This window comes from Rossellomorea sp. GCM10028870 (assembly GCF_042666755.1).
Taxonomy (GTDB): Bacteria; Bacillota; Bacilli; order Bacillales; family Bacillaceae_B; genus Rossellomorea.
Genome location: NZ_JBHTGN010000002.1, coordinates 387,469 through 413,310, shown reverse-complemented (window position 1 = coordinate 413,310; position 25,842 = coordinate 387,469). Strand labels below are relative to the sequence as shown.

The following is a 25,842-nucleotide window of genomic DNA, read 5'->3' as shown; positions in this document are numbered from 1 at the left end:
CTGTTTCACGCTTCGCTTTCAGCGGGGCATGGGAGTACCCCCTTTTCACATCTCTCCCAAAAGGCTACCTCCCCAAGGAGCCTTACCATGTATTCCTACCTACAGCTAAGAACAGCATTTTCAAAAATTGTCTAACATTTTTAACCTTATATCAAGGAGGAGATTTTTTGAAGTTTATAAAAATTGGAAAGTTGTTATTAATGACCATCCTTACAATATGTCTTGTCTTATCAAGTGGCCTATCATTTTTGATTGCTGAAAGTAATACCTCCTTTGCTATTGAAAATAATTCAAATCAACAGCCTCTATCGATAAGTGAAATGCAAAAACTAAATGAACAGTTAGGTTTTCCTTTTCAGGATTTACGAATTGATAATGAAATAGATATTCAAAGCGATGAAAAGAAAAGGGTTATACTTGAATTTAAAAAGGAACCCATCAACGTAGCAATTGCTGGTTTACAACCAAAAGTGAAATCGTTTTCAACTAAAATGGATGCTGCTATAACAGCAGTGGAAGAAGATCATCAAGAATTCAAGTCTCAATTTTTAGTAACAAGAGATCGATCTGTTTCTATCAAACTCTCACGGGAATATAAGTTTGCATTTAACGGGGTAGCAGTGGAAATCCCACAAAATCAGATTCCTAAGCTAATCCAATCAGGTATGGTGAAAAAAGTATATGCAGATCATGATGTGAAAATTGAGCCGCCGGTTGAGAAATTGGGTGAAGAGTCCTCCCAAGCCTCTAATGAAGGACTGAACCAAATCGGTGCGGATCGTCTACATGAACAAAATGTAACAGGTAATGGGATTAAAGTAGGGGTGTTGGATTCTGGAGTTGATTATAATCATCCTGATTTAAAAGATGCCTACAAAGGCGGATATGATTTTATTGATGATGATGACGATCCGATGGAAACTACCTATGAGGAATGGAAACAATCGGGCATGCAGGAATTCAGAGGTTCATATTCTTATTACACATCACATGGCACTCACGTTTCTGGAACCATTGCAGGACAAGAGAGCAATGGTAACCAGGGAATGAGCGTGAAAGGTGTCGCTCCGGATGTGGATTTGTATGCATACCGAGTATTAGGGCCCTATGGAACGGGACCCACTTCGGGTATTTTAGCAGGAATTGATCGTGCTGTAGAAGATGGAATGGATATAATCAACCTATCTCTTGGTTCTTCCATAAACGATCCATATAACCCTTTATCCGTTGCGTTAAATAATGCGACAATGGCAGGAACAGTCGCTGTTACCTCTGCTGGAAATGCCGGGGATAAAATGTACACGCTTGGAACACCTGCAGCGGCTCCACTACCTATTTCAGTCGGCGCAAGCTCTACGCCTGATGACAAACTTGCACCGTTTAGCAGCAGGGGACCAAGTTTAGATACTTATGATATTAAACCAGAAGTTACCGCACCTGGCGTCAAAGTATATTCAACTGTTCCTACATATGCAGTAGATACAGAGAATACCGACTATACGTATGCGTACAAAAGATATTCAGGAACTTCCATGGCGTCACCTCATGTAGCCGGAGCAGTGGCCCTATTACTAGAGAAAAATCCTCAATTAACACCGTCAGAAGTGAAAACTTTACTAATGAATACAGCAGATCCTTTAAATGGTGATTATAGTGTATATGAGATTGGTGCTGGACGAGTAAATGTATATGAGGCCGCTCAATCTGATCTTATGTTTACAGTTCATGGCACCACCAATACAGTTGAAAACGACGAACTAGTAGAAATTTCGAATGATACGGGAAGTCTAAGTTTCGGTGGCGTAATAAAAAATGGAAAAGATATAAAGAAAGAAAAAACAATATCTATTAAAAATAATGGCTCTGCCGACAAAGAATATAATGTGGATGTTATTTATCATCAGGATAGACGCAATTCCAAAGATGCAACCAAAAATGGTGTTGTATTATCGGTGAATAACAGCATTTTCATAGCCGGAAATGAGGAAGTAACTATCGATGCGTCCATCATGATTCCGGAAAGCGCAGAAAATGGTGGGTATGAAGGCTATATTCAAATATCCAATAAGCAAGATCCGACGGAAAAATATCAAATTCCTTTTGGTTTCCGATTATTAGGTGAAGGAATAACTAAACCTGTCCTTTCTTCAAACATAATGACCAATGATTCTCGTAATCATCCATTTGTAGAAAATGAAATGAAGATCACGACCCAATTTTTAGCTCCGACGATTTTTAGTATACAAGTCATCGTGAAGGATGCAGAAACAAATGAAGAGCTTGGTTTATCGGGGTGGTATCTTCCTTCAACTAAAGAAGAAGGAAAGGACTATGAGATGACTTTCAAAGGCTTCTATAATCCCTTCTCCAAAAATGAGCCAAAAACGCTTCAAGTAGGGAAAGTAAAAGCGAAAGAAGGAGATTACATTCTAGAATTCCAAGCACTTTCCATCTATGGAGAAAGATTTACAGAGAGTGCTGCATTCACGATTAAAAACGATATCCCCTCAGTTAAGATGAATAAAAATGGTGGAGTGTATGAAGTTGGCGAGAAAGGATTAAAACTGAACGGAAAAGTGGAAGGAACGGGATTATGGACTTTCGAGAATAATAGATTCGGAAGTATCACCGAAAGCACACCACATCAATCCATCGACTTAATGAAAAACAAAACTGTTAAAATGGAACTGAATCTCAACGGTTCTGAACAATTTAAAAAAGTAAACTTATTACCTGTAAACGAAACAAAGAACGGCATCATGTGGCAACCAGACTATCAATATACTATAGTGAAAAAAGGAACACCATACGCTTACATGGAGTCTGAGACACGACATGTAACACCTGGACAATCCTTTAAAGTAAATGTCAACGTGAATAATAAAAAGGAGTTAGATTCCTCTACAATTACGTTCACACATCCTCAATCCATGGAATTAGAAGAAATCACACTACATCCTAAGCTTGTTAGTAAAGCAAAAGAGCAAGGTTTGGATTTGAATCTTGAAACCATGGAAACAAAAGCTGAGGGAGACAGTAATACCGTTACAGTACAAATTACTAAAGAAAGTCTGAATACCTTAAAGTTTTCAAATGAGATGGAATTGTTACAAGTGACATTCCATCCGAAAGAGACACCATTCTTAAAAGGTCCAGTGGAAATAGAATTGAATCGTGCGATGATCCAAGAGGAACTATTGCCCATTAGTGAAACCATTAACGTCGTTCCAAATACCTCGACAATAGATGGCAAAATCATTTCTAGCTTTAGTTGGCACAATGTGAAAGCTGAAGATTTAGAGCAGTTAGCCGATCAGGTGGTGGCATACGATGAGGATGGGAACATTTATAAGGCGGAAATCATCCCGGTTGGATTTTTTGGCCAAGGGAATTACGTTATTCGTAATCTTCCCAGAAACAAAAAATCATTTACAGTTGAGATAGACATCCCAGGACATTTTAAAAGTGTTCAAGACATGGATAATATGAATGATGAAGAAGGAAAGCTTATTTATGGAGACTATTATAACGCAGGAATCAACTTGTTAATAGGTGGAGATGTAAATGGTAATAATGTCATTGATGTGATGGATGCCATCTTAATAAAAGAGCATTGGCAGAGTTCATACCGTGATGCAGATATAAATTTTGATGGTATTGTTGATGAGAGTGATGTGCGTCGACTTGTTAATCATTATGGGATGAAAAATCCTTGGATAGAAGATTCACCTGAACCTGTTCTTGAGCATGAAGGGCAAACATTGGAAACCATTTTAAAAGAATTAGGATTGAATTAATATTTAACTTACCACTTCCACTTCTTTTACAGATTTTTGATAGAAGTATGGGTTAATTTCTGGAAGCGCGGGACGATTATTTGTGTATTAGGGAACTTACTTGCCAATCAATTACCAGTTATCAAAATGTCATCGGAAGCTACCTGTCAGTTCAAAAAGACATTAGTGAAATGTGAAAATTTGAAAGAGGCTTGGCGATACCATAAGGGAATCGTCAAGCCTTTCTATTTCAATTATACGGATGCATGTTCAGTAGTGAAATGGGCAAACTCTATTCCCCCCACACCCTGCATTGGTCGATTATTCTTACCATTGAGTTCATGACCTGTCCTTATAAACGTGTTTTTTGTGTATGGTTTTAATTCAGTTTATCTTAACAATAGTTTAAAATACTTAAATTTACTTTAAGTTAAATTGGTTTTATAATCATGTTGTACCAAAACAAGACTAAAATACCATTTCGAATAACACTCTTAGACTGACATCACCTTAGTATGGATCCCCCTCATCATAAGACTAATACTCCTTAGAAAATGAAAGAAGCATGTTGACGATATATCAGGATATTCTTTCAAACTCTCGTAACCTCTTTATTTACCTAATAGAGTAACATCTATATTCCGGATAGCCAGAAAGTCGACAACAAAGAGAAAGGAACGTTCATAATGACAGAAAGACAAATAAGGCCGTGGTCAAAAGAAGAAGTGAATTTTTTAAAAGAAAAGACTGGAGCATGGACGATCTATGGCATCGCCCACAAATTGGGCAGGACTCCTGTCGCAGTAAGTGCAAAGATGAGTAAATTAAGAATAGGTAACACGAAGGTTCAAACGGGTTTGGTAACAGCAGGTGAACTTGGAAGATTGCTTAAAGTAGACCGAAATACCATAATGGGGTGGATTCGCCATCATGGGCTAACATGCATACGCAGACCACTAAGTATGAAAGATCCTATAATTTCATAGACCCCAAAAATTTTTGGGAATGGGCATGGGAGCATAGGTCTAAGATAGACTTTTCTTCTATAGAGCTGCACACACTCCATCCAGAACCTCCATGGATGGAAGAGTACCGGTCCATAAAGAGGAAGAAAGTGTATAAGAACTGGTCTGTTCTGGAAGAAGGAGAACTTGTTCATTTAGTGGATAATGGGAAGTCCATGTATGAAATCAGTTGCATGTAACAGACCCGTAACAGCAGTATATAAAAAGCACTCAAGAATTAAGAGAGAGTCTGAATACCGTACATAATCATGAATTGATGAGAGTAATCGATGAAATGAAAGGGAAGCTATATCAATCTTACATTCAAAATGGTTTAAATAGTATCGATACCATTCGGATCAGTCAGGAGCTCGATGTTTTATTATCTCATGTACAACGGGCAGCCAGATAATCCATTTATAAAGAAGAATAGACTAGTCATATACATGTATAAATCCCTTCTGAAGCTCAGAGGGGATTTTCAATTTTTCTGGATCATTGAATGCCGAATAACACTGCACTTTTTATTTTCTCTCTTATCGAGGGAATGAACAATTATAGTATATATTTACCTTGCGAGGAAACAATACGTAATTATAATGAAATTCTAACAATCCGGGGGCTAACTATGACCTTTTCACGCCTTCAAATATCCTTTCTATTTATTATCTATATATCGATATCAAACCATGTCATCATCCTGCCCCATTTACTCAAAGTGGCAAAAAGAGACTCATGGATATGTGTTTTGATTGCTTATGCATTCATGTTGATTTGGGGACTGATGATTCATATTACGTTAAAAAGAATAGGAAATAAGAAGCTTTATGTTTGGCTGAAGGAACGGGTTGGAAAGTGGCTTTCTCTAAGTATTATTCTCCTTTTTATGATGTTACTGCTAATGACAGCCCTTATTTCTTTTAATGATTTTATTTTGACTGTAAATATATACTTTCTACCACGAACACCCTTTATCATCGTGTCCTTCACCTTTATCGCATTGTGTTTATACGGAGCAAAATCAGGTTTGAAGACGATTGTGTACATGTGTGCTGTCCTGTTACCGATCATATGTTTCCTGGGTGTCTTTGTAGCATTGGCGACTTCTTCTGAGAAAACGTATTCCTACTTATTTCCCTTATTAATGAATGGATTGGAGCCGATTGTGAAAGGAACCCTGATCGTAATGGGGGGGTGCGTAGACTTTCTAGTTCTTCTATTGCTGCAACATAAACTGAAAAAGTCTTTTTCTTATAAACAATTCTTCATTATCATCACGATTGCCATTGCACTAACGATAGGGCCAACCACGGGGCTGATCACTAATTTTGGACCATACATAGCATCAAGCTTTCGTTTCCCGGCCTTTGAACAATGGAGGTTGGTTTCATTGGGTAAAACCATTACGCATGTAGACTTTCTAGCCATCTTTCAACTGATAGCGGGTGTTTCGATCAAAGTTGCACTATGTATCTTCTTGATAGGCGACTTAATGGAAACAAAATCAAACATAACAAAGAATGTTCTTTTTTTATTGACTCCTCTACTATTATTTGGATTCACTATGCTGCCCATCAGTGATATCACCATGGAAGCATTTTTAGACAATTTCCTATATGCCGGATGGTTTCCGTTTGGTTTTATCCTATCTCTTTTAGTTTTTGGTATTAGTTTCTTACGGATTCGGAGGGAGGAAGGTTGAATTCAAAAATAGCTTGTGTCCAAAAAGAACTTGAGAATTTTCTCCAAAAAGGAGAGTTATCCAAAGAACAATTAATCCATTTCTTTCAACATCATTCCGATATTCTATTGGTCGATGTAGGGGTTGATCATCTATCAGTCATTTACTGTAGAGGTATGATTGATTCCGCTCAGTACAATCAATACATTCATACAGTGATTGATGAGCTATTAAATGAAAAAAATGTGTGCCAGCGGGAGGAACCTCCTTTAAATCTCATCACTACTGCTAAAGATATGATCGAGAACGTATTTTCCGGGACTGTCATCTTTTATAAAGATGGTGACCATTCTTTCTGGGGACTCAATATTGCCAAGATCCCCCAGAGATCCCCTGAAGAATCAAGTACCGATATCGCCATAAAAGGACCAAAAGATGCATTCACAGAAGAAATTGATACGAATATTTCTCTTATCCGAAAACGCTTAAAGTCGGTTAACCTTTTCAGTGAATCCTTTTCATTAGGGAGTCTTTCACAAACAAAAGTGACCTTGTTATATCTTAGTCATAAAGCGGATAAAGAAATGATTGATGAGATTAGAAAGAGACTGACTTCCCTGGATACAGAAAGCATTGTGAGTGCCGGGCAACTGGAACAGTGGATATCGGACAGGACGTTGTCTTTATTTCCGTTATTGGATTACATTACGAGACCGGATTTTGCAATTGAGAGTATGTTAAGAGGACGTTTTGTCATTGTCGTGAACGGATCTCCTATCGTCCTTATAGGTCCGTCTAATTTACTGGAATTAATCAAATCGCCTGAAGATGCACATTTCCCTTATCATTTCGTTATATTTCAGCGGATATTAAGGATAATAGGTATTGTTACCGCTATTTATTTACCAGGGCTATGGGTGGCGATTTCGAGTGTGAATATATCCCAGCTGCCCTTCTCATTATTAGCCACTGTCGTCATTTCCAGAGAAGGAATCCCGATACCAACCGCTTTAGAGACTGTGTTGATATTAGGTCTGTTTGAACTACTGCGAGAAGCTGGTGTTAGGATGCCTACTGCGGTTGGGCAAACGGTTTCAATCGTTGGTGGTCTAATCATTGGTGATGCCGCGATCAGAGCCGGACTGACTTCACCTACGTTGATTGTTATCGTTGCATTGACCGCGGTGTGTACCTACACATTGGTGAATCAATCATTATCGGGGACCGTTAGTATATTGCGTTTATATATTATTATGATGTCTGCATTTTTGGGGGTTTATGGATTCTTCTTAGCTACGTTCAGCATCTTGATTTACCTGTGTAAGCTAGAATCCTTTAAACTTGCCTACCTGGCACCATTAACGTCGATCAATACCAAAGAAATTCTATCTGCATTATTCCAAAACCCATTAAAAACCAAAAAATTCACCTGGAAGGAACTAAGTAAAAGGAGAAATTCATGAGAGTAAAACGGCTCATTTACTTATTCATTACAACCATTATTCTTGCTGGTTGTATGGATATCAAAGAAATCCAAAATCAAAATTATGTGATGGCAATCGGTGCTGACTATCAAGATGGAAAATTCTTTGCGTATGCTCAAATGGTGGATTTTACAGCTGTAGCTAAAACGGAAGGCCGATCCGAAGAACCAACAATATACGTTGCGAAGGGGGAAGGGCCAACCTCTTTTGATGCGTTCATTGACCTTTATAATACCACTCAGGAAAGTGTGATCTGGTCACATGTAACTGCCATTGTCCTTTCTGAAGAAGCTCTGAAGAAGGGATTCGACTATGTGATGGATGGGATGGTCAGGTATCAAGAATATCGCTTGACACCATGGGTCTTTGGCACAAGGGATCCCATTGAGGACATCTTTAAAGTAGGGGGATTCTATAATCAGTCCCCATTAGATACCATTCTTCATAACCCAAATGAACTCTATGAACAAAATTCAGAGATTAAACCAATGAAATTATATAAATTTGCCAGTCAGGTATATGAACCATCCTATACAGTCAGCTTACCATCCATAACCATTAATAAAACCCAGTGGGAGACTCAAAAGAAAAAGGAACCAAAGCTAGCCTATGACGGAGCTTTCTTTATTCAAAATGAACATTACAAAGGTTTCTTCACAACTGAAGACATCAAGGGGCATAGGTGGATTACCCCACAGGCCAGACAAATTCCCATATTGGTTCCATCCGAGAAAGAGCCCCAGTTCTTAATAATGGCAGAGGATCCATCCGTCAAGATAACTCCCAATAAATCATTTGACAATAAACAGGTCACTTTGGAGTTCAAGGCAAATGCCGGAATCTTAAATAGGCCTGGAAAAGAAATCTCAAAGACAACAGGGAAGGAAATCACAAATCTCCAAGATATGCAAAAAGCTTCAGAAGAAGCGATCAAAAAAGAAATAATGAATCTCCATCAATTAGGGTCAAAAGAAGGAATCGATTTTTTTAATGTAGCACACACCTATTATAGAGATTTTCCTTCAGAGTGGAAGCAGCTAAGTAAGAGTGAAAAAGAAGCGTTAAAGAACAGATTGCAAGTGGAAAACATAAAAGTGAAAGTAGACATAAAAACATCAGGATCCTTAAGAAATAAAGGTGTAGATGTTCATAAGATCGACTAAACGGAGTGTTAGTTGTATAGGATGAAAGTAGAATAATTAACGGTCCCCCCTGGATAGTAGTCCTGGAAGTATGAAAAGTCAACTTCAACCAAATGAATGACGCAAGAACCACTCATCTCATGAGAGGTTCTTGCGTTCATTTTTTGAGGAAGGCGGACAACATTCGAGAAATTCTACAAGGCGGATCAATTATGTGTAAAAGGGGCTCAATTAATCAAAATATGGCTCAATTATCCCAAATCAGGATTGAAAGTTGTCCAAGGCGGCTTAATTAATGGACTTACCCTTGAAAGAGAGGAAGGATTTCTTGCATTTATTGGGATATCTACTTCTTTTAAAACACTAAAAATCTCTCTAAAGAAGGAATTACCCTCCAAAAACAGTATATATGCAATAAGAATAAGAAAAAAACGCATAAAAAGGATGTGAACGATATTGAAAAACTGGCTGCTCCCTACTTTAATCGGATTAATGGCCATCCTCTACATATTCGTCATTCCCCCAGAGCCATTGACATTGAAAATCGTCTTTAAGCTAATCCCGATGGCACTCATCATACTCTACGCATTCCTTCAGCTGCCCGCCAAACCAGCACCGGCCATGCGCTTCATCATCATCGGCCTGTTTTTCTGCATGTTGGGCGACGGGTTTATTGCCTTGTCATTTATTGCCGGGCTTGGGGCCTTCCTGGTGGGACACGTCTTCTATTTGATGGGTTTCATCAAAATGTCCCGTATCAACAAGACACGCCTCGCTGCCTTATTACCGATTGGGTTGTATTCTTTCATCATCGGCCGACACCTGATTATCGCACTCCAAACCGAAGGAAATGATGGACTCGTGATCCCCGTCGTAGCATATATGCTGGTCATTTCCCTAATGGCCTTTACCGCGATCCTGACCGATAACCTATGGGCAACTGCCGGTAGCCTCCTGTTTGTCATCTCCGACTCCATCCTGTCATGGAATATGTTCGTGGCAACCATCCCTTATTCGGATGTCTTGATCATGACAACCTATTACTCGGCGCAATTCCTGATTGCCAAAAGCCTTTCGTTCTTTAGAAAGACTCATATCCAGGAAAGGAAAGAAAGGATTGTATGATTTGGAATGTTTTGTGATAATGAGTGTGAGATAGGATGGTGAATGGTTATGGGCATCTTTTTTGCTTATATAGGATGGGTGTTTATGCCGATCCTTTGCATTATTTTTTGCTTGAATTTAGTCAGCATTTTGAAGAAAACAAGGAAAGATGAGATGACATCCAAAAATACATTTTGGATGACGTTCTCCTTCACACTCATTATGTGGAGCATTGCCGTGATTTCCTCTATGGGTGATGCATAACTAAAAAACAGATCGCCTGTCGAGGATCCTCGTCAGGCTTTTCCATTTCACTAGAATTAAATTGTGAAAATACCAAACTTTTTTCATTCGGGATACGTCCAATTAACAGACATACATACAAAGCAGGTGAGTGTTTGAAGCCCGGAACTTTTTCTAAATCCGAGAAGGATCGACTACTTGAGAAAGCCATGACGGAATACGGAAATGATGTGTATTACATTGTCTATTCCTATGTGAAGGAACATAGCCTGGCGGAAGATCTGACACAAGAGATCTTCATCAAGTTTTATCAAAAGATGGATACCTTTCGCGAGGATTCCACCCTTAAAACATGGATCATCAGCGTGGCCGTCAATCATTGCAAAGATTATTTAAGGCGGTGGGATACACGTATGGTCAGTATATCGAATAAAATCAATGAAATGGTCAAAGGAAAGATGGGGGCGCCGGAACAAACCGTGATCGAGAAGGAAAAGAATTCAGAGCTGATCCAACACGTTCTATCCCTGCCCATCAAATATAGAGAGGTCATCTTTCTTTATTATTTTGAAGAGATGAGGCTTTCCGAGATCGGGGCCTGTATGGATTTGAACACCAATACGGTGAAGACCAGATTGACAAGAGGGAAGGCATTGCTCGGTTCAACGATTAAACGGAATGAGGTGTATAACAATGGATGAGCTTAAACAACTCCGTGGCCTGATGAAAGAAGAAACCTTCAAAGGGCATGGTTTCACGAATAAGATGAGGGAAAACATTTTGAATGAGATTCATTCGAAGAGGTCCAAATCGTTCACTTACAATAAAAAACCAATCCTGGCTCCTTTGATGTCCTTTCTATTTGTTGCGGCATGCCTCTCTTTATTCGTTTATTTCGGTGGAACACAATTGGGACTCTTTGACGGAAATAACGCCAGTGCCCCTTTTTATCAATACGAGGCCAAAGATCGTCCTGAATCCCTTGGCGCAGAATACAAGTTTCTCACAAAGGCCCCATTTGAAGTAGCGGAGGTCACAACCAAAACAAGTGAGGATTCTTCAGGAAAGATAGAATTGGTGACCTTGACGGGAAAAGAAAAGCAAACAATTAGACTGTCGTTTCAATCCATTGATCCGAGTGAATATCTGACCTTGTCCCAGGACGAAGTGAAAGTCGGTCAATCCAAAGGAAGCTATTACGAATCTGAAGGTTCGGCGAAGGTCAGCCGCCTGATATGGATTGAAGGGGATACCATTAAATATGAAATGGAGTACATGCCAGGGGGATCTGACGTCACCTTATCCAAGAAAGACATGATTAAGATGGCGGAGTCGTTTCGTTAAAGTCTCCGGGTTGAATAATGTAAGTAGATTCTGCATCATTAGCGGGCAGACGGAGAAATTTGGAGGTGTATCACATGTACAGTTTTATCGTTTATATTGTCATCTCCTTGGCCGCGTACTTTATCGTTGAGAAGATTGTCAGGAGAAGGTGGAACATCCCAAATAACAGGAAATCCGGCTTTGAAGGACTTGGTACAACTCACACTTGGGTTATGCGAATCGGTTGGACGGTCTTTTTTATATGGGTCGTGTTTTTCAAAGCAGAACTGGTAAGTGCGATGATCATTTTCTTAATAGGGGGATTCGATGCCTTTATTCAATGGAGAATGAATAAAGCTGAAAGAGAGTACGTCATTAGACTCTTTGGCCTTGTATTCTTCATCATCTTTGTAACGGTTGGCTATACATTTGATTTCTTAGTGTAAAAAGATGGGAGATCGTAGTCCCGTCCCGGCGCATCACTCAAAGAAAAGGATGGTGGATCCAGAGTCCATCATCCTTTTTCCCTTAATATGTCCCATACACAACCTTAACGATGTATCCATACTTATTATAGGTCACTTCTTTCCACTGACTCCCGCCATTTCCACTTCTATACACGATGATGGTGTAGCTGCCTACAGTCTTTCGATACGATTCCTGCCAGGTGACTCCCCCTTGGCCGCCGCCATCTTCTATGACATTTGTACCGTCATTCTCTGCTGCGAAAGTCTGCGTTATCCCTACGGCAGCACCAGCAGAAAGAACCAGTGAACATGCAATCACACACTTTACTGAACATTGAAGGAAACCCAACACTATCGTCATCCCCCCTTTTTTTTGTTAATAAATGTAATTGTGTAGTCAATCATACTACAAATACCATAATCTAGATTAGGTCTAATTCTCTATTAATCGGGAGTAATGACCACTGAATGGGACGATAGCTTTAGGATTCTTTATGAGATATTAATATTTTAATAATAATTCTATTTCACTTAATTGTGTGAATTTAAAGTGATGAACAAGGGATTATGTGATTTTAAATATTTTAAAATAATTGGTATTAAGTTGAAAGACAGTTGTTAAGCATTCATTGAATTGAGGTGGAGTTGTGTCTAAATCCTCTTGGCTACCGTTAATTGCTGCAATTGGAACCATGGTATTGCTATATGTAATTGGCTTTATAGGAAATATAGATTTCCTTGTGTTCAACATTTCACTCTCAAACACTGAAATTGCTTTACTACCGATCGCTATTGGGGTAGTAGTGGCATTTGTTAGTGACCGGATTGTTAAATTCAGGTCTCTAGAATAGGGGGAATCATCGGGACGGTTCTACTGCTTCGAGATTTGATCGTCTACATTCTTATTTAGGAAGCAGTAGTCTTGACAAATAAAACCATTTGAGGATATTGTAGATATAATAAGTCTATAATAGAGGTGTTAACATGAAATTTTCAAAAGCGACTAATTATGCTTTACACACCATGCTTGCTCTCGTTACTGCTTCTTCAAGTGAGCCTATAGGTGTCCAAAAACTGGCAGAATCCCAAGGTGTTTCAACAACGTATCTGTCCAAAATTTTAACCAAGCTCGTAAAAGCAGGAATGGTTGAATCAATTTCCGGAGCTCATGGAGGTTATCGATTATCTCGTCTAAAAGATGATATTACATTTTTAGATATCATTCACGCCATAGAAGGTACAGCTTCCTTGTTTGAATGTGATTTTGTTCATGGAGATGAATGCTTAATTCAAGCTGAAATGAAAGAAGCAGAAGAGAAGATGAAGCAACATTTAAAAGAAATTAACTTAGTGGACATAGCTCAAAAGCAAATGGGAGTTTAACACAAGTCATTTTTTTAGTTTTTTACTTTAAAGATGAATCTTTTCATTTAATCATAGATATAATATATCTCTAATGTATTTCAGGGAGGGAGAATGATGATTTTTTCTATAATCTTGAGAGCTCCACCACCTTTTATTCTTTAAAAAAGGAAACTTATGTTTAATTACAGATATAATATATCTATATTATCTATATAGGTGGTGTAATGTATGATTTATGAATGTGCGATTATTGGTGGAGGCCCTGCAGGATTGAATGCAGCCCTTGTTCTCGGGAGAGCAAGACGAAGTGTAGCATTGATTGATCATAATCAGCCTAGAAATGCTGTGACACATGCCTCTCACGGTTTCATTACAAGAGACGGTATAACACCGTCCGAATTCCGTCGTATTGCTTATAGAGAAGTCTTGAATTACCCTTCTGTCAATCATCTACAAACTGAGATCGTTTCAGTCAACAAAACAGCTATGGGATTTGAAGTAGTGGATATTTCAGGAAATCGTATTCTCACAAAAAAACTAATTGTGGCCACAGGGGTAAAAGAGATTTTTCCTCACATCGAGGGCTTCCATTCGTTATATGGAAAAAGTTTGTTTAATTGTCCTTATTGTGATGGATGGGAACTGCAGGATCAGCCGATTTTCGTTGTTTCCGAAAATCCATCTATCTTCCATATGGCGAAACTGCTCTATAATTGGAGTGAAGATTTGGTTGTTTGTACAAATGGTCATACACTTTTATCGGAAGTGCAAAAAAAGCAACTGCAATCAAAAGAGATTACTGTGGTAGAGAAACCCATTCTAGCCTTTATCGGCCAAAACGGTAGATTGGAACATATTCGCTTTACAGATGGAACTCACACTGAGAGAACTGGAGGCTTTGTCATGCCACAATTTGTTCAAAGCGCACCGTTCAGAGACCAGTTGGGGTATGAAATGACAAAGTCGGGTGGGATCAAAACAGATGAATCAGGAAGAACCTCCATACCTGGTTTGTATGCTGCTGGAGATGCTTCCTATGTAAAACCATCTCAAGTGGTATTTGCAGCAGCTGATGGGAGCCGTATTGCTATGACCGTTAATATGGATTTAACAGAAGAAGAGTTTGAATGACATCAAAACCTTTTAAAGGTTGTTATAGACTAAAACAATCGGGCGCGTTTATCGGGCCCGATTCTTGTATAATAAAAGTAAATATTGGAATTCGGTGAAGAGGTACGGCTGTACATAATCGACGAATTCCACCACCTAAAATAATAGCAAAATCAATTAATATTTGATTATCATTATTTATAAGGTAATCAAGCCTTGCGAATTTGATCATCTGACCCATAAAGGAAATTTCGATTATTTAGCTAAAGACAAGTCTTATTTTTAATCATTCTCTACTTATCTATAACTGTTACAAATATTTTTTTCAGGAGGTTTAAAACATGCAACAGCGTACAGTTGGTATTTTACTATTTAATGATGTAGAAGTTTTGGATTTTGCAGGACCATTTGAAGTTTTTTCTGTAGCGACTTTACCTAATTCAAATGAAAAGCCGTTTATTGTTAAAACAATATCTGAAAATGGAGATTTGGTTACGGCAAGGAATGGTTTGAAAGTTGTGCCTGATTTTAGTTTAGCTAACCATCCTTCATTAGATATCGTGATTATTCCTGGAGGGTATGGTGCTGAACAGATTGAAATAAACAACCCTACTATCATTGAATGGATTAAAGCCCAGCAGTCAAGAACAGAGTTTCTGACTTCAGTCTGTACGGGTGCGCTGCTTCTTGCAAAAGCAGGAATTCTTGATGGAAGAAAAGCGACAACGCATTGGATGGATATTGATAGATTAAAACATGAATTTCCTCAAGTATCAGTCCAGGGTGATGTTAAATTTGTCGATGAAGGATCAATTCTAACATCTGGAGGAATATCAGCAGGAATTAATATGTCGTTTCACCTGATATCTCGACTGCACGGAAAAGATGTAGCTGCAGCGACAGCGAAACGAATGGAGTATGAAATTGAGTTGTAACTTTCCATTAACGAATGAAAGAAGGATGATACTTCTACGTGGTTAGGTTCTTTTGTTTAAGGATCTTCTGCAATAGGAGCGCTAATCTGGAATAAGAAAAGAAATTATTTGAGAGTGAATGGAAGCATTCCGTCATTCATTTAACGTTGAGTTAGTTGTACAAGTTCATAAGGTATTAAAATGAGGTGTGATCAATGATATTAGTGAGTTCTTGTTTAGCAGGTTTGGAAGTAAGATATAACGGTACGCATAGTTTAAATCATAAGATCAGTAAACTAATAGAAGAGAAGAAGGCGATACCAGTATGCCCGGAATTGCTTGGCGGATTTTCAACCCCCAGAGAACCTGCTGAAATAGTAGGTGGTCATGGGGAAGATGTATTGGATGGGAAAGCTAAAGTAGTGGAGAAGTCAGGAAGAGACGTTACGGAACTGTACTTAAAAGGGGCTAATGCTACTTTAGAAAAGGCCAAAGAAGTTCATGCAAATGTAGTTGTTCTGAAAGAGTACAGCCCATCGTGTGGAAGTGCAATGATTTATAATGGTGAATTTATAAGTAAGAAAATTGTTGGAAATGGAGTCACAACTGCTTTACTCAAAAGAAACGGAATACAAGTCATTTCTGAAGAACAGCTTTCCCATTACGGTCATTTATCATAAACATTGATCATAATCCTGTTGTCATTGGCAACAGGATTTTTTCTTATTCAATAAATGAGTCAAATACATATGAACAGATGACATACACGGATGAAGCTTATCCGCAATAGGATAAGTTTTTTTATGGGGATAGTTATTGAGTTTCTATCATTGATTTGAAATAATTGGAATTAATTAATAGCATCGACCACCATGGTCTTGAGGGCAAGATATTAGAAAAAGACATGGATTAACAAGGATATATTGTTTTTTTAAGTATCTTATTTAAGAGACGAACAAAAAGAAGTAGGTGAAAAATTTGAATGGAATTTCCAATAAGACGGCCTTTGAAGATATAACCAACTATACTGAAGAAACGAAAGATAAGATGCATGCTTCTGGGGCAGCGTTAGTCATAATAAAGGATAACGAGATAGTACACGAGTGGTATTCTGGTACCCATCATTTTGAAACGGGAGCTAGGAATATAGATCGCTCCTCACAATTTAACGTATATTCAACCAGGGTTACATATGTTGGTTTAGCGGCTGCATGGGCTGTGTTTGAAGGACACATTGATCTTGAGGATAAGCTCAGTGATTATTTTAAAGAATTGGATAAAGAAATCTTAGGCGAGACTACAGTTAGACATTTGGTAACCAGATCTACTGGTTTAAAGATTAAGAATGATACAGTCCAGAGGGTATTTGATTCAGGAACCAACATTGAGGGTAAACGACCAGACTTATTAGCTAAGATCGTCAGGAAAGCTACCGGCAAGACTGTTAACCAAATTCTTACTGAGAAGGTTATTAAACCTTTGGGTTGGAAAAGTACAGAATGGGCGACCGAGGGAAAAAGCTCTTTAGTATGTGACATACATTCGCCAGATAGTCAGCCTTCCATTAGGATTGGGTCAAATGTTGGGGATGAAAGAAACTTATATGTTAATAGCAGAGAGTTGGCTTTATGGGGAAGCTTACATTTGAATAAAGGATTCATGGATGGAAAACAAATCTTGCCGGAAGAAGTATTTGACCTTTCTACCACCATCCAAAGTCCAGGTGAAATGGGTGAGAATCTACCTAAGTTCGGTTTGTTCTGGTGGCTGAAAGATAACCAAGTGTCGTGGGACTACAATGAATTAGGAACAGACTTACCTGAAGGCAGTTACCAAATTCTTGGGGCGTCAGGATGTGCCTGCCTTGTCATTCCCCGATATAATGCTGTTGCCGTAAGGATGTATAACAGTCTATATACCTATCAGAATAAGAATTTTGATCATATCGAGGATATCCAAACGTTTGGGAATTTGGTTGTGAAGGAACTTCAATTATCTATTAAATAGGAGAAAAAAGATTAGTGTTAAAGGTATCTGTCATCACTAATATATACAGCAATAGGCAAAAAACATTTTTCATTAAACGAAAGGAAGTAGTTAAATGAGTGACATTAAACTGCTTATTACGTTCAAAGGTGACCTTAACCATTATTCAATAGAACAGCTAAGGTATATTTCGAAAGAAGGGGTATGGTCCATTGGACAGATGTATGACCATTTAATGGTTGTTGCCCATGAGTATCTTGATAGTATGGAAGAATGTGCTGCATCGAATGGGGAACAGCCCTTTGGGAAAACCCAGTTTGGTGAGCAATTATTTGAGAACGGAGGTTTTCCACCAATCAAAATAAGGTTACCAGATGAACTGAATTCTCCTCCAAATAATTCAGACAGCAAGGAAGAACTCATTAGCAGGATGGAACAATTAATCCAACGATTGAATCATTGGGAAACGAAAGTGGATGATATTCACCCGGAAAATAAAGTTGAACATGGAGGATTCGGCTGGCTGAATGCAAAGGAATGGTATGATTTGGTCGGAATGCATTTTCGTCATCATGTACGTCAAAAAGATGAGCTGGAGAGTTACTTAGTATATAAATGAAGGAGAGGAGAGTATGAGTAAATCATTTATTGAACAAGTACATTATATTAGAATTCCTGTAAAAGATTTAGAACGGTCTGCACAATGGTATAAAGATGTATTAGGGCTCCAGTTAGTAAACATTACGGAGGAACATGCGATTATAAAAGTAAATGAAGGACCTTTCTTACTTATCTTAGTTCCTACTGAAGATGAAACATTTGTACATTTTACAATTGATCATGAACCAGAATTTAGCATTGGCTTTACAAGTCCGGAATTATCTGAATTTCATCAACACTTAATGGATCATCAAGTAAAGGTCGAGGATATAAAAGAAGATAATGGTCATGCCTTTTTCCACTTTTATGACCCAAATGGTAATAAACTTCAAGTACACTGGTAAGATTAGACCAGCTTCATGAATTGGGCTGATGGTGGATTTCTTTTAAAAAGTAAAAGGAGTGAAAACAATGAATTTAGGAACTCCTATTGCCATCGGAAATACAGCAAATGTATTTCTTTATGAGAACAAGGTCTTCAAAGTTTATAATGACTCTTTACCAGATAAGGAATCCACTAATGAAGCTCATAAGCAAAAGTATGCGTATTCTTGTGGACTCTCTGTGCCGAAAATAGTTGATGTGACCAAAATAGATGGTAAACAGGTAATCGTCATGGAGCATATAAAAGGGAGAACTATAGGGGATCTTCTAACGGACAACATGGAAAAAGCGGAATATTATCTGAACATCTCTGTTGATATACAAATGAAAATACATAGAATCAAAGCGGATTCTATTGAACCTATGTCTGAAAAATTAAGTAGACAAATAGAAAATGCACCAGGTTTGGATATTCAACTTAAATCTACTTTAATTAAAAAACTGGATTCAATGACCTTCGACGAAAAACTTTGTCATGGGGACTTTCATTTATTCAACTTAATTATGTCAGATCATAACGTCACCATTATCGACTGGGTTGATTCCAGTGCAGGGGATATACGTGCTGACGTATATCGAACGTATCTCTTGTATTCCCGGTTTTCAGTGGAATTGGCTGATATGTATATGCGTCTTTATTGTGAGAGAAGCGGTTTGTCTAAAGATGAGGTTTTTCAATGGGCGCCCATCATAGCTGCGGCAAGATTGTCTGAGTGTGTTTCATCAGAAAAACCAGAGCGTCTTTTGGAGATTGTTAATCAATATTGTCCCATTTAACTACTTCATTTTGCATTACTTTAGGTGCGTCAGAACCATTCCGCAGCTTGCTCTGGTCCCTTTTATTGAACCATTAACCAGTCTACTTGAGGATATCCCCAATTTATAGAAGATTTAAAAGGATCGATTTTATAGATATCGGGTAGATTTATCAGATTGCCTTTATAAAAGGAGGAACCTTTATGCTGTTTATGATAATTGTCAAAGCCTCGAAGAATTCGGAAGCCGGAAATCTTCCAAGCCCTGAGCTCATGGAAGCCATGACAAAGTACAATGAGGAATTAGTGAAGGCAGGCGTGCGGGTTATGGCTAAAGGGCTTCATCCCAGTTCAAATGGGATTCGCCTTTCGTATCCAGAACCAGGAGGAAAGCCGGTTGTGACGGAAGGTCCATTTACTGAATCGAATGATCTAGTTGCCGGTTTTTTCCTCCTCGATGTGAAGTCGAGGGAAGAAGCCATCGAGTGGGCCATGCGAATGCCGGACCCGCAAGGACATGGGGAAGGTCAGATTGAATTGCGTCAGGTGTTTGAAGCACCGGAGCAGGAATGAAATGATTTCAATACATAATCAATCAGATACTCTAATGATTGTCATACACGAAATTTATGGAATTAACCAACATATGCAGGGCTTTTGTGAACGATTATCAAGACAAAGGTTTGACGTGATTTGTCCTAACTTTTTAGAACGAAATACACCTTTTCATTATTCAGAAGAAAAAGATGCTTATTATCATTTTATGGAAAACGTTGGATTCCCTGATCCTTTATACAAAATAAAAGATATTATTTCTGAGGTTAAAGATGAGTATCAACGAATATTTATCATTGGATTCAGTGTGGGGGCAACTATTGCCTGGTTGTGTAGTGAGGGAGAACACATCAATGGAATAATTGGATACTATGGTTCCCGTATTAGAAATTATGTAGAAATAACACCAAAATGTCCTACAAAGCTATTTTTTCCACAAGAAGAACAATCTTTCAATGTCGACGAGTTGATCTCAACCTTGCATATGAAAAATATCGATGTACATAAATTTAATGGAAAACACGGATTTAGTGACCCGTACTCTCCTGATTATAATGAATTATCAGCACAAAAAGCATTTAGTGAAATGATAGAGTTTATTATGAGACATTAATGGTGAAACCACGAATAGCCGAGGATAAGGCAGTTGATCTATGGTTTTTCATGACTACATATTACACAAAGGACCAAAAAGAAATAGATACACACGTTCCAATTCAAGTTGGAACATAGAGTTCTATCAAAGTGAAAATCCCACTGATCTTCGAGTAGATTAATTCGATTCCAAACTGTAATTTAAATTATAGAATAGGAATATACTATCGAGCAGTATGGAGGGAGAAAAATGAAGATAATAGAACTACCCATTGAATTTGAATTCAATGGACAAAAAAATTATATTTATCCCAGTTTAATTATATTGAATAATGAACTAACGTTGGTCGATACAGGGTACTCAAATTTCTTACCTTTAATCGAAAATGAAATTTTGAAAAATGGCTTTGAAATGAAGCGCTTAAAGAATATCATCATTACTCACTATGATGATGATCATATAGGTTCCTTATATGAATTCAAAGAAAAGTATCCTTGGATAAAGATTATAGCCAGTGAAATCGAATCAAAATACATTAGCGGTGAAATGAAGTCAGAGAGATTCCTTCAAGCCGAAGAAATGTTAGAAAATATGCCAGAAGAAGAAATGGAATTTGGTAAATGGTTTATTCAGCAATTAAAGAATTTGAAGCATGTTTCAATTGATGAAAAGGTACATGATGGTGATATGATTTTAGATAACCAATGTAGAGTAGTAGCGACACCGGGACATACCTCAGGTCATATCTCATTGTATTTTCCAAGTTTAAAAAGCGTCATTACAGGTGATGCATCTGTTACGGAGAAACATGAATTAGTTATTGCTAATCCACACTTTTGTTTAAATGTTGAGCAAGCAGAACAGTCTTTGACCAAGATTAAAAATCTCAAAGCTGAAAATTACTATTGTTATCATGGTGGGAAATTCGCTATATAATTATCTCTACATCCAAGCCAATTTTCACCTTCTTGTATACTGCATTAGATCTTCAAAAATCTTAGGCGTAAGTTATTGAATTCAATAAAGAGATGTAATCAAAATGGTACAACTCTGAATAGGGAGGAGTCGTTTAAATGGATTTACGTTATCCGATAGGAAAGTTTAATTATGAAGGTGATCCTACAACCGAAGAATTAGAGAAGTGGATAATAGAGATTGAAGAATTACCTCTTCAATTAACAGAAGCCGTGAAGGGTTTAAGAGATGAGCAGTTAGATACACCTTACCGTTCTGAAGGGTGGACCATTCGTCAAGTAATCCATCACATTGCCGACAGTCATTTAAATAGCTACACTCGTTTTAAGTTGGCCCTCACAGAGAACAATCCCACCATTAGATTGTATGAAGAAGGGAAATGGGCTGAGCTCCCTGATTCGAAGTTACCAATAGACATTTCATTAAAACTAATAGAGGCTTTACACAGTAGATGGGTTTGTCTGTTGCGTTCTATGAAATCAGATGAATTAGGGAAAACTTTCCATCATCCAGAATCAGGTATTGTCACGTTAGGTATCAATATTGGGATCTACGCTTGGCATGGGCGACATCATGTAGCGCATATTACTTCTCTTCGAAATCGATCAGGTTGGTAATTTGATATTTTTTCATTGCTCAAAATGAGCTTAACTAAATGACCCTAATTTCAAACTCTTGAGTAAGTCAGAAATGAGAAGCATGAAGTAAGGTGCAACGATAGTTTATGGTTAAGGTGGTGCAAGTAAAATGAGCGATAAATGGTTAGGATGGGCAAAAAGGATCCAAGCATTATCTCAATCAGGGCTGGCCTTTTCAAAGGATGTTTACGATATTGAGAGATATGAAGAATTACGAACGATCAGTGCGGAGATCATGCAGGAATACACGGACTTAGAGATGATGAAAATAAGGGAATTATTTACGAACGAATCAGGTTATCAGACACCGAAAGTAGATGTGCGCGGTGTCGTATTCAAGGATAACAAAATCCTAATGGTAAGAGAGAAAGTTGATGATAAATGGTCTCTCCCAGGTGGATTTTGTGATGTAGGACTGTCCCCAAGTGAAAACATCGTCAAAGAAATAAGAGAAGAATCAGGATATGATGTAACCCCTGTAAAATTACTCGCACTTCTCGATATGAACAAGCATCCCCATCCCTCGCAGCCTTACCATTACTATAAAATATTTATTCAATGTGAGGTGACGGGTGGAGAGGCAAAAAGCGGAATCGAAACAAAGGGGATCAATTTCTTTGGGGAAGAGAATTTACCGGAGCTATCGGTTGGGAGAAATACAGAATCTCAGATTAACTTGCTATTTGAATTTCTAAGAGATCCTAGTAAAGAAACTGTATATGATTAATGGTGATGAAGATAATGGAATAACCTTTATTTAGTAACTGAATAGATTAATTAATTTAGTAAGGGGAGACGAAAGGTGAGTATTATCCTTTTTGCTATCCTACATATAATTATTGGACTAGCATCAATATACTTTTACAAAAGCTTACCAAAAATTTTAACTACGTTTGTAATTGTATTTTTCACAATGAGCCTTTTGTATTGGGGAAAGGTAGTTTTAGATTCTTTTTAGTAAAGAGGGCAATGGTTAAGATTCGAAGGAAGCATATAGAGAGCGATGGGAGGATTACAAACTTGAACAAGTACGGACAAGACCTATTTAAAGGCTCTGCAGGATATTATTCGAAATACAGACCAATGTATCCTTCTTCTTTGATACGATTCCTGGTTGAAGCGTTCTCTTTAAATGGGGAGCAGAACCTTCTTGATTTAGGCTGCGGAACAGGGCAGCTCACCATGAGGTTTTCTGATTGGTGTCATAAAATAGTTGGTATAGATGTTGAACCGGAAATGATTGAAGAAGCTACGCGACTCCATCAAGAAATAAGGATGGGGGAGATTCATTGGTTCAATGGAACTTTGGAGCAGTACAGCCTTGAGAATCATGAGCATTTTTCTCTCGTGACGATTGCCAAGGCTTTTCACTGGATGGACAGGCCGAAGATATTAGAGGAATTATTTGATATGATTCCTCCTGGTGGAGGGGTAGCGATCATTGATCATTATGACCCCAATCAAACGTTGAAACCTTGGCAAGTAAGGTTTAATGAAGTGATCGAAAAATGGTATGGAAAAGATCGGAAGGCTGGAAATTCAATCTATACTCATCCCGTTACCAGTCATGAAGAAGTCATATCCCATTCTCAATTTGACCTTGAAGTTCATACTTTACCGACATACGAAATCACTTGGACGATTGAGTCACTATTAGGGAACCTATATTCCACATCCTATGGTTCTAAGCGTTTTCTTGGAAGTGACGTCTCGCTATTTGAACGTGATGTGAGAGAGGCGATGCTCGATATTTGTGAATCTGGAGAATATAAAGAAGAATCTACGCTATCAGTCAAGATCGGGAGAAAACGGTTATGAAAAATATGGGAATTTCTGCAGGGTAAACCCATGTGAAAAGAGAATGTTTACTATATCTGATTGCGGGAGGGAAGTATAAATGAGCGAAAAATTATTAAGGGTTGGCACAACCTATCTTCCAGTAACGAATGTCGATCTTTCATCAGAATGGTACATACATAAATTAGATGCAGAATTAAGCTATAAAGATGAAGATAAAGCCATCTTGAATCTTGCTAACCAAAGTATTTTCCTTGTTAAATCAAAAGAAAATCAAAGTGCGAATTTCATAGATGTTTATGGGGAAGAACGCTTTTCGTTAACATTTGAAGTGAATGGTTTAGAAGCGTTAGAAACACTGCATGGGGATTTTATAGATAATGGGATTCGGGTTGGCACGATTGAAAACAGGGGGCACTCTGGAAGGAATTTTGTTTTTTATGATTTAGATGGAAATAAGTTTGATGTGTGGAGTGAGCTTAGTCCGGTTTTTCGGGAGAAATATTTCATTTCGAAGTGATCATGTAGGAACACGATGCGAGAGCTTAGGCAGCCACGTGTAAATGAAATAGTCAAGTGTAAAACATGCTGAGGTCCTTTTGGTCCCTCGTACATTTGTTATTCATCTACAAAACCACATTTCATGTTGAGGTTTATGGCAGCAGCTCCGGAACCGCCCCGACGCTTCCGGAGAATAATTATTGAAAAACTTCGACATTTCCTGTGCTAAGTTAGCAATATTTGTTATTATCTAATGTAGAGATGTAAAGAAAGGGGAATCTATCGTACACATGTGGAATACCTCGAAATGATTCGTTAATTGGATAGAGACAGCGGCGTTCCTTGATCCTTAAGGATGCGTTTATTTGTCTATCTGAAATCATTCAAGGGATACATGGTGTGGACAATTATATTCCCATTGCCAAGCAGATACCTTTGTATATCTGCTTTTATTTATGGGCAAAAATACATCTCGATTGACACAATCACAGCGTCCCTAAATTGGGGGAATTTAAATGAAGAGTCAGAATGAAAACGAAGAAATGCTAACAGGAGGGAATGTCTCGGACGTATATCGTTCGGGAGATACGGTCAGGCGGGAATTGAAGTCTGATAGTGTTAAAATCCATAGGTTATTGCAGCATTTAGAAAGTAAAGGTTTTGATTATGCACCGAAGTTTTTAGGAATAGATGAAAAAGATAGAGAGATATTATCATTTATAGCAGGAGAAGCCGGTAATTATCCTTTAAAAGAATACATGTGGTCTAATAATGCTTTACAAGGAATAGCGAAGATGCTCCGACATTACCATGATGCTGTGAGTGACTTTCCATTTATTGATGAATGGCAACCCATGGACAATACACCGGCTAACATAGAGGTAGTGTGTCACAATGATTTTGCCATTTACAATATTATTTTTAACCAGGAAAAACCAGTAGGTATTATTGATTTTGATGTTGCGGCCCCAGGTTCGAGACTTTGGGACATCGCTTATACTCTCTACACCTGCGTTCCTTTAAGCAGGCACTATCATACCGAAGCGGGTGAAGCTGTTCACTATGACCCAACACATGATGCCGACCGTATAAAACAAAGAGTGAGATTGTTCTTTGAATCCTACGGTATGGAGGGAATGGAAGAAGGTTATTTGGAGATGGTATTGCTGCGCTTGGAAGGATTATGTGCCTACATGAAAAGGAAAGCCGGTGAAGGTGACCTTGCTTTTAAAAAAATGATCGATGAAGGGCACCATGAGCACTATCAAAAAGATATAAAGTTTATTCGTGAGCATGGGAAAGAGTGGGTTAAAAAGGCACGTCAGTAAAAAAACGTGATCATTGTATATAGTGTAAGCAGGATTCGACCCAAGTTGCACCGAA

General features: G+C 38.1%; 27 protein-coding genes. 26 read left to right on the top strand and 1 reads right to left on the bottom strand.

Annotated elements, in window-relative coordinates; genetic code table 11:
• Window positions 1-167: 167 nt before the first annotated feature.
• The 10 genes from ACFQWC_RS12880 to ACFQWC_RS12835 all read left to right on the top strand — a co-directional run bounded on the left by ACFQWC_RS12880 (window position 168) and on the right by ACFQWC_RS12835 (window position 12,203).
• Window positions 168-3,797, top strand: coding sequence for a S8 family serine peptidase (locus tag ACFQWC_RS12880; protein ID WP_377107714.1), 3,630 nt, complete (start codon window positions 168-170; stop codon window positions 3,795-3,797).
• 665 nt (window positions 3,798-4,462) lie between these two features.
• The gene (locus ACFQWC_RS12875) at window positions 4,463-4,762 is read left to right on the top strand and encodes a hypothetical protein (protein WP_377107712.1); all 300 of its coding nucleotides are present in this window, start codon (window positions 4,463-4,465) and stop codon (window positions 4,760-4,762) included.
• 295 nt (window positions 4,763-5,057) lie between these two features.
• Window positions 5,058-5,192 carry a Spo0E family sporulation regulatory protein-aspartic acid phosphatase gene (locus ACFQWC_RS12870; protein ID WP_377107710.1) on the top strand — a complete coding sequence of 45 codons (135 nt, stop codon included), beginning with the start codon at window positions 5,058-5,060 and terminating at the stop codon, window positions 5,190-5,192.
• 216 nt (window positions 5,193-5,408) lie between these two features.
• Entirely contained in the window at window positions 5,409-6,482 is a 1,074-nt protein-coding gene (locus ACFQWC_RS12865; RefSeq protein WP_377107708.1) for an endospore germination permease, read from the top strand.
• Entirely contained in the window at window positions 6,479-7,924 is a 1,446-nt protein-coding gene (locus tag ACFQWC_RS12860) for a spore germination protein (RefSeq protein ID WP_377107706.1), read from the top strand. Before ACFQWC_RS12865 ends, ACFQWC_RS12860 begins: the two co-directional genes overlap by 4 nt.
• Window positions 7,921-9,108, top strand: a complete 1,188-nt coding sequence (locus ACFQWC_RS12855) for a Ger(x)C family spore germination protein (RefSeq protein ID WP_377107704.1) — start codon at window positions 7,921-7,923, stop codon at window positions 9,106-9,108. The genes ACFQWC_RS12860 and ACFQWC_RS12855 overlap by 4 nt, the downstream gene beginning before the upstream one ends.
• A 435-nt stretch (window positions 9,109-9,543) precedes the next feature.
• The gene (locus ACFQWC_RS12850; RefSeq protein WP_377107702.1) at window positions 9,544-10,212 is read left to right on the top strand and encodes a lysoplasmalogenase; all 669 of its coding nucleotides are present in this window, start codon (window positions 9,544-9,546) and stop codon (window positions 10,210-10,212) included.
• A gap of 377 nt (window positions 10,213-10,589) precedes the next feature.
• The gene (locus ACFQWC_RS12845; protein WP_377107700.1) at window positions 10,590-11,135 is read left to right on the top strand and encodes a sigma-70 family RNA polymerase sigma factor; all 546 of its coding nucleotides are present in this window, start codon (window positions 10,590-10,592) and stop codon (window positions 11,133-11,135) included.
• Window positions 11,128-11,778 (top strand): hypothetical protein, encoded by a 651-nt coding sequence (locus tag ACFQWC_RS12840; protein ID WP_377107698.1) that lies wholly within the window; start codon window positions 11,128-11,130, stop codon window positions 11,776-11,778. The genes ACFQWC_RS12845 and ACFQWC_RS12840 overlap by 8 nt, the downstream gene beginning before the upstream one ends.
• Before the next feature lie 74 nt (window positions 11,779-11,852).
• Window positions 11,853-12,203 carry a DUF4181 domain-containing protein gene (locus ACFQWC_RS12835; protein ID WP_377107696.1) on the top strand — a complete coding sequence of 117 codons (351 nt, stop codon included), beginning with the start codon at window positions 11,853-11,855 and terminating at the stop codon, window positions 12,201-12,203.
• An 82-nt stretch (window positions 12,204-12,285) separates the two neighbouring features.
• On the opposite strand, the gene ACFQWC_RS12830 is transcribed toward ACFQWC_RS12835, so the two are convergent.
• Complete coding sequence (locus ACFQWC_RS12830; protein ID WP_377107694.1) at window positions 12,286-12,585, bottom strand: hypothetical protein; 300 nt, start codon at window positions 12,583-12,585, stop codon at window positions 12,286-12,288.
• A 623-nt stretch (window positions 12,586-13,208) separates the two neighbouring features.
• On the opposite strand from ACFQWC_RS12830, the gene ACFQWC_RS12825 reads away from it, so the two are divergent.
• The 16 genes from ACFQWC_RS12825 to ACFQWC_RS12750 all read left to right on the top strand — a co-directional run bounded on the left by ACFQWC_RS12825 (window position 13,209) and on the right by ACFQWC_RS12750 (window position 25,787).
• Entirely contained in the window at window positions 13,209-13,607 is a 399-nt protein-coding gene (locus ACFQWC_RS12825) for an Rrf2 family transcriptional regulator (RefSeq protein WP_377107692.1), read from the top strand.
• A gap of 210 nt (window positions 13,608-13,817) precedes the next feature.
• Entirely contained in the window at window positions 13,818-14,720 is a 903-nt protein-coding gene (locus ACFQWC_RS12820) for an NAD(P)/FAD-dependent oxidoreductase (RefSeq protein ID WP_377107690.1), read from the top strand.
• 320 nt (window positions 14,721-15,040) lie between these two features.
• Window positions 15,041-15,634, top strand: a complete 594-nt coding sequence (locus ACFQWC_RS12815) for a DJ-1/PfpI family protein (RefSeq protein WP_377107688.1) — start codon at window positions 15,041-15,043, stop codon at window positions 15,632-15,634.
• A 194-nt stretch (window positions 15,635-15,828) separates the two neighbouring features.
• Complete coding sequence (locus tag ACFQWC_RS12810) at window positions 15,829-16,293, top strand: 2-thiouracil desulfurase family protein (RefSeq protein WP_299742519.1); 465 nt, start codon at window positions 15,829-15,831, stop codon at window positions 16,291-16,293.
• A gap of 298 nt (window positions 16,294-16,591) precedes the next feature.
• On the top strand, window positions 16,592-17,620 hold the full coding sequence (locus ACFQWC_RS12805) for a serine hydrolase domain-containing protein (RefSeq protein WP_377107686.1): 1,029 nt from the start codon (window positions 16,592-16,594) through the stop codon (window positions 17,618-17,620).
• Between the two features lie 94 nt (window positions 17,621-17,714).
• Complete coding sequence (locus tag ACFQWC_RS12800) at window positions 17,715-18,218, top strand: DinB family protein (RefSeq protein ID WP_299742525.1); 504 nt, start codon at window positions 17,715-17,717, stop codon at window positions 18,216-18,218.
• A gap of 13 nt (window positions 18,219-18,231) precedes the next feature.
• Window positions 18,232-18,603 carry a VOC family protein gene (locus tag ACFQWC_RS12795; RefSeq protein ID WP_299742528.1) on the top strand — a complete coding sequence of 124 codons (372 nt, stop codon included), beginning with the start codon at window positions 18,232-18,234 and terminating at the stop codon, window positions 18,601-18,603.
• Between the two features lie 67 nt (window positions 18,604-18,670).
• Window positions 18,671-19,420 carry an aminoglycoside phosphotransferase family protein gene (locus ACFQWC_RS12790; RefSeq protein WP_377107683.1) on the top strand — a complete coding sequence of 250 codons (750 nt, stop codon included), beginning with the start codon at window positions 18,671-18,673 and terminating at the stop codon, window positions 19,418-19,420.
• Between the two features lie 182 nt (window positions 19,421-19,602).
• A complete protein-coding gene (locus ACFQWC_RS12785; RefSeq protein WP_299742534.1) occupies window positions 19,603-19,971 on the top strand; it encodes a YciI family protein in 369 nt (122 codons plus the stop codon).
• 1 nt (window position 19,972) lies between these two features.
• Entirely contained in the window at window positions 19,973-20,566 is a 594-nt protein-coding gene (locus ACFQWC_RS12780) for a dienelactone hydrolase family protein (RefSeq protein WP_299742537.1), read from the top strand.
• 231 nt (window positions 20,567-20,797) lie between these two features.
• Window positions 20,798-21,484, top strand: coding sequence for an MBL fold metallo-hydrolase (locus ACFQWC_RS12775; RefSeq protein WP_377107681.1), 687 nt, complete (start codon window positions 20,798-20,800; stop codon window positions 21,482-21,484).
• A gap of 137 nt (window positions 21,485-21,621) precedes the next feature.
• A complete protein-coding gene (locus ACFQWC_RS12770; protein WP_377107679.1) occupies window positions 21,622-22,140 on the top strand; it encodes a YfiT family bacillithiol transferase in 519 nt (172 codons plus the stop codon).
• Window positions 22,141-22,270: 130 nt separating this feature from the next.
• Window positions 22,271-22,888 carry an NUDIX hydrolase gene (locus tag ACFQWC_RS12765; RefSeq protein ID WP_377107677.1) on the top strand — a complete coding sequence of 206 codons (618 nt, stop codon included), beginning with the start codon at window positions 22,271-22,273 and terminating at the stop codon, window positions 22,886-22,888.
• Window positions 22,889-23,181: 293 nt separating this feature from the next.
• Window positions 23,182-23,979 carry a class I SAM-dependent methyltransferase gene (locus ACFQWC_RS12760; RefSeq protein ID WP_377107675.1) on the top strand — a complete coding sequence of 266 codons (798 nt, stop codon included), beginning with the start codon at window positions 23,182-23,184 and terminating at the stop codon, window positions 23,977-23,979.
• Window positions 23,980-24,058: 79 nt separating this feature from the next.
• A complete protein-coding gene (locus tag ACFQWC_RS12755; protein ID WP_377107673.1) occupies window positions 24,059-24,478 on the top strand; it encodes a VOC family protein in 420 nt (139 codons plus the stop codon).
• A 496-nt stretch (window positions 24,479-24,974) separates the two neighbouring features.
• A complete protein-coding gene (locus ACFQWC_RS12750; RefSeq protein ID WP_377107671.1) occupies window positions 24,975-25,787 on the top strand; it encodes a phosphotransferase in 813 nt (270 codons plus the stop codon).
• Window positions 25,788-25,842 lie beyond the last annotated feature (55 nt).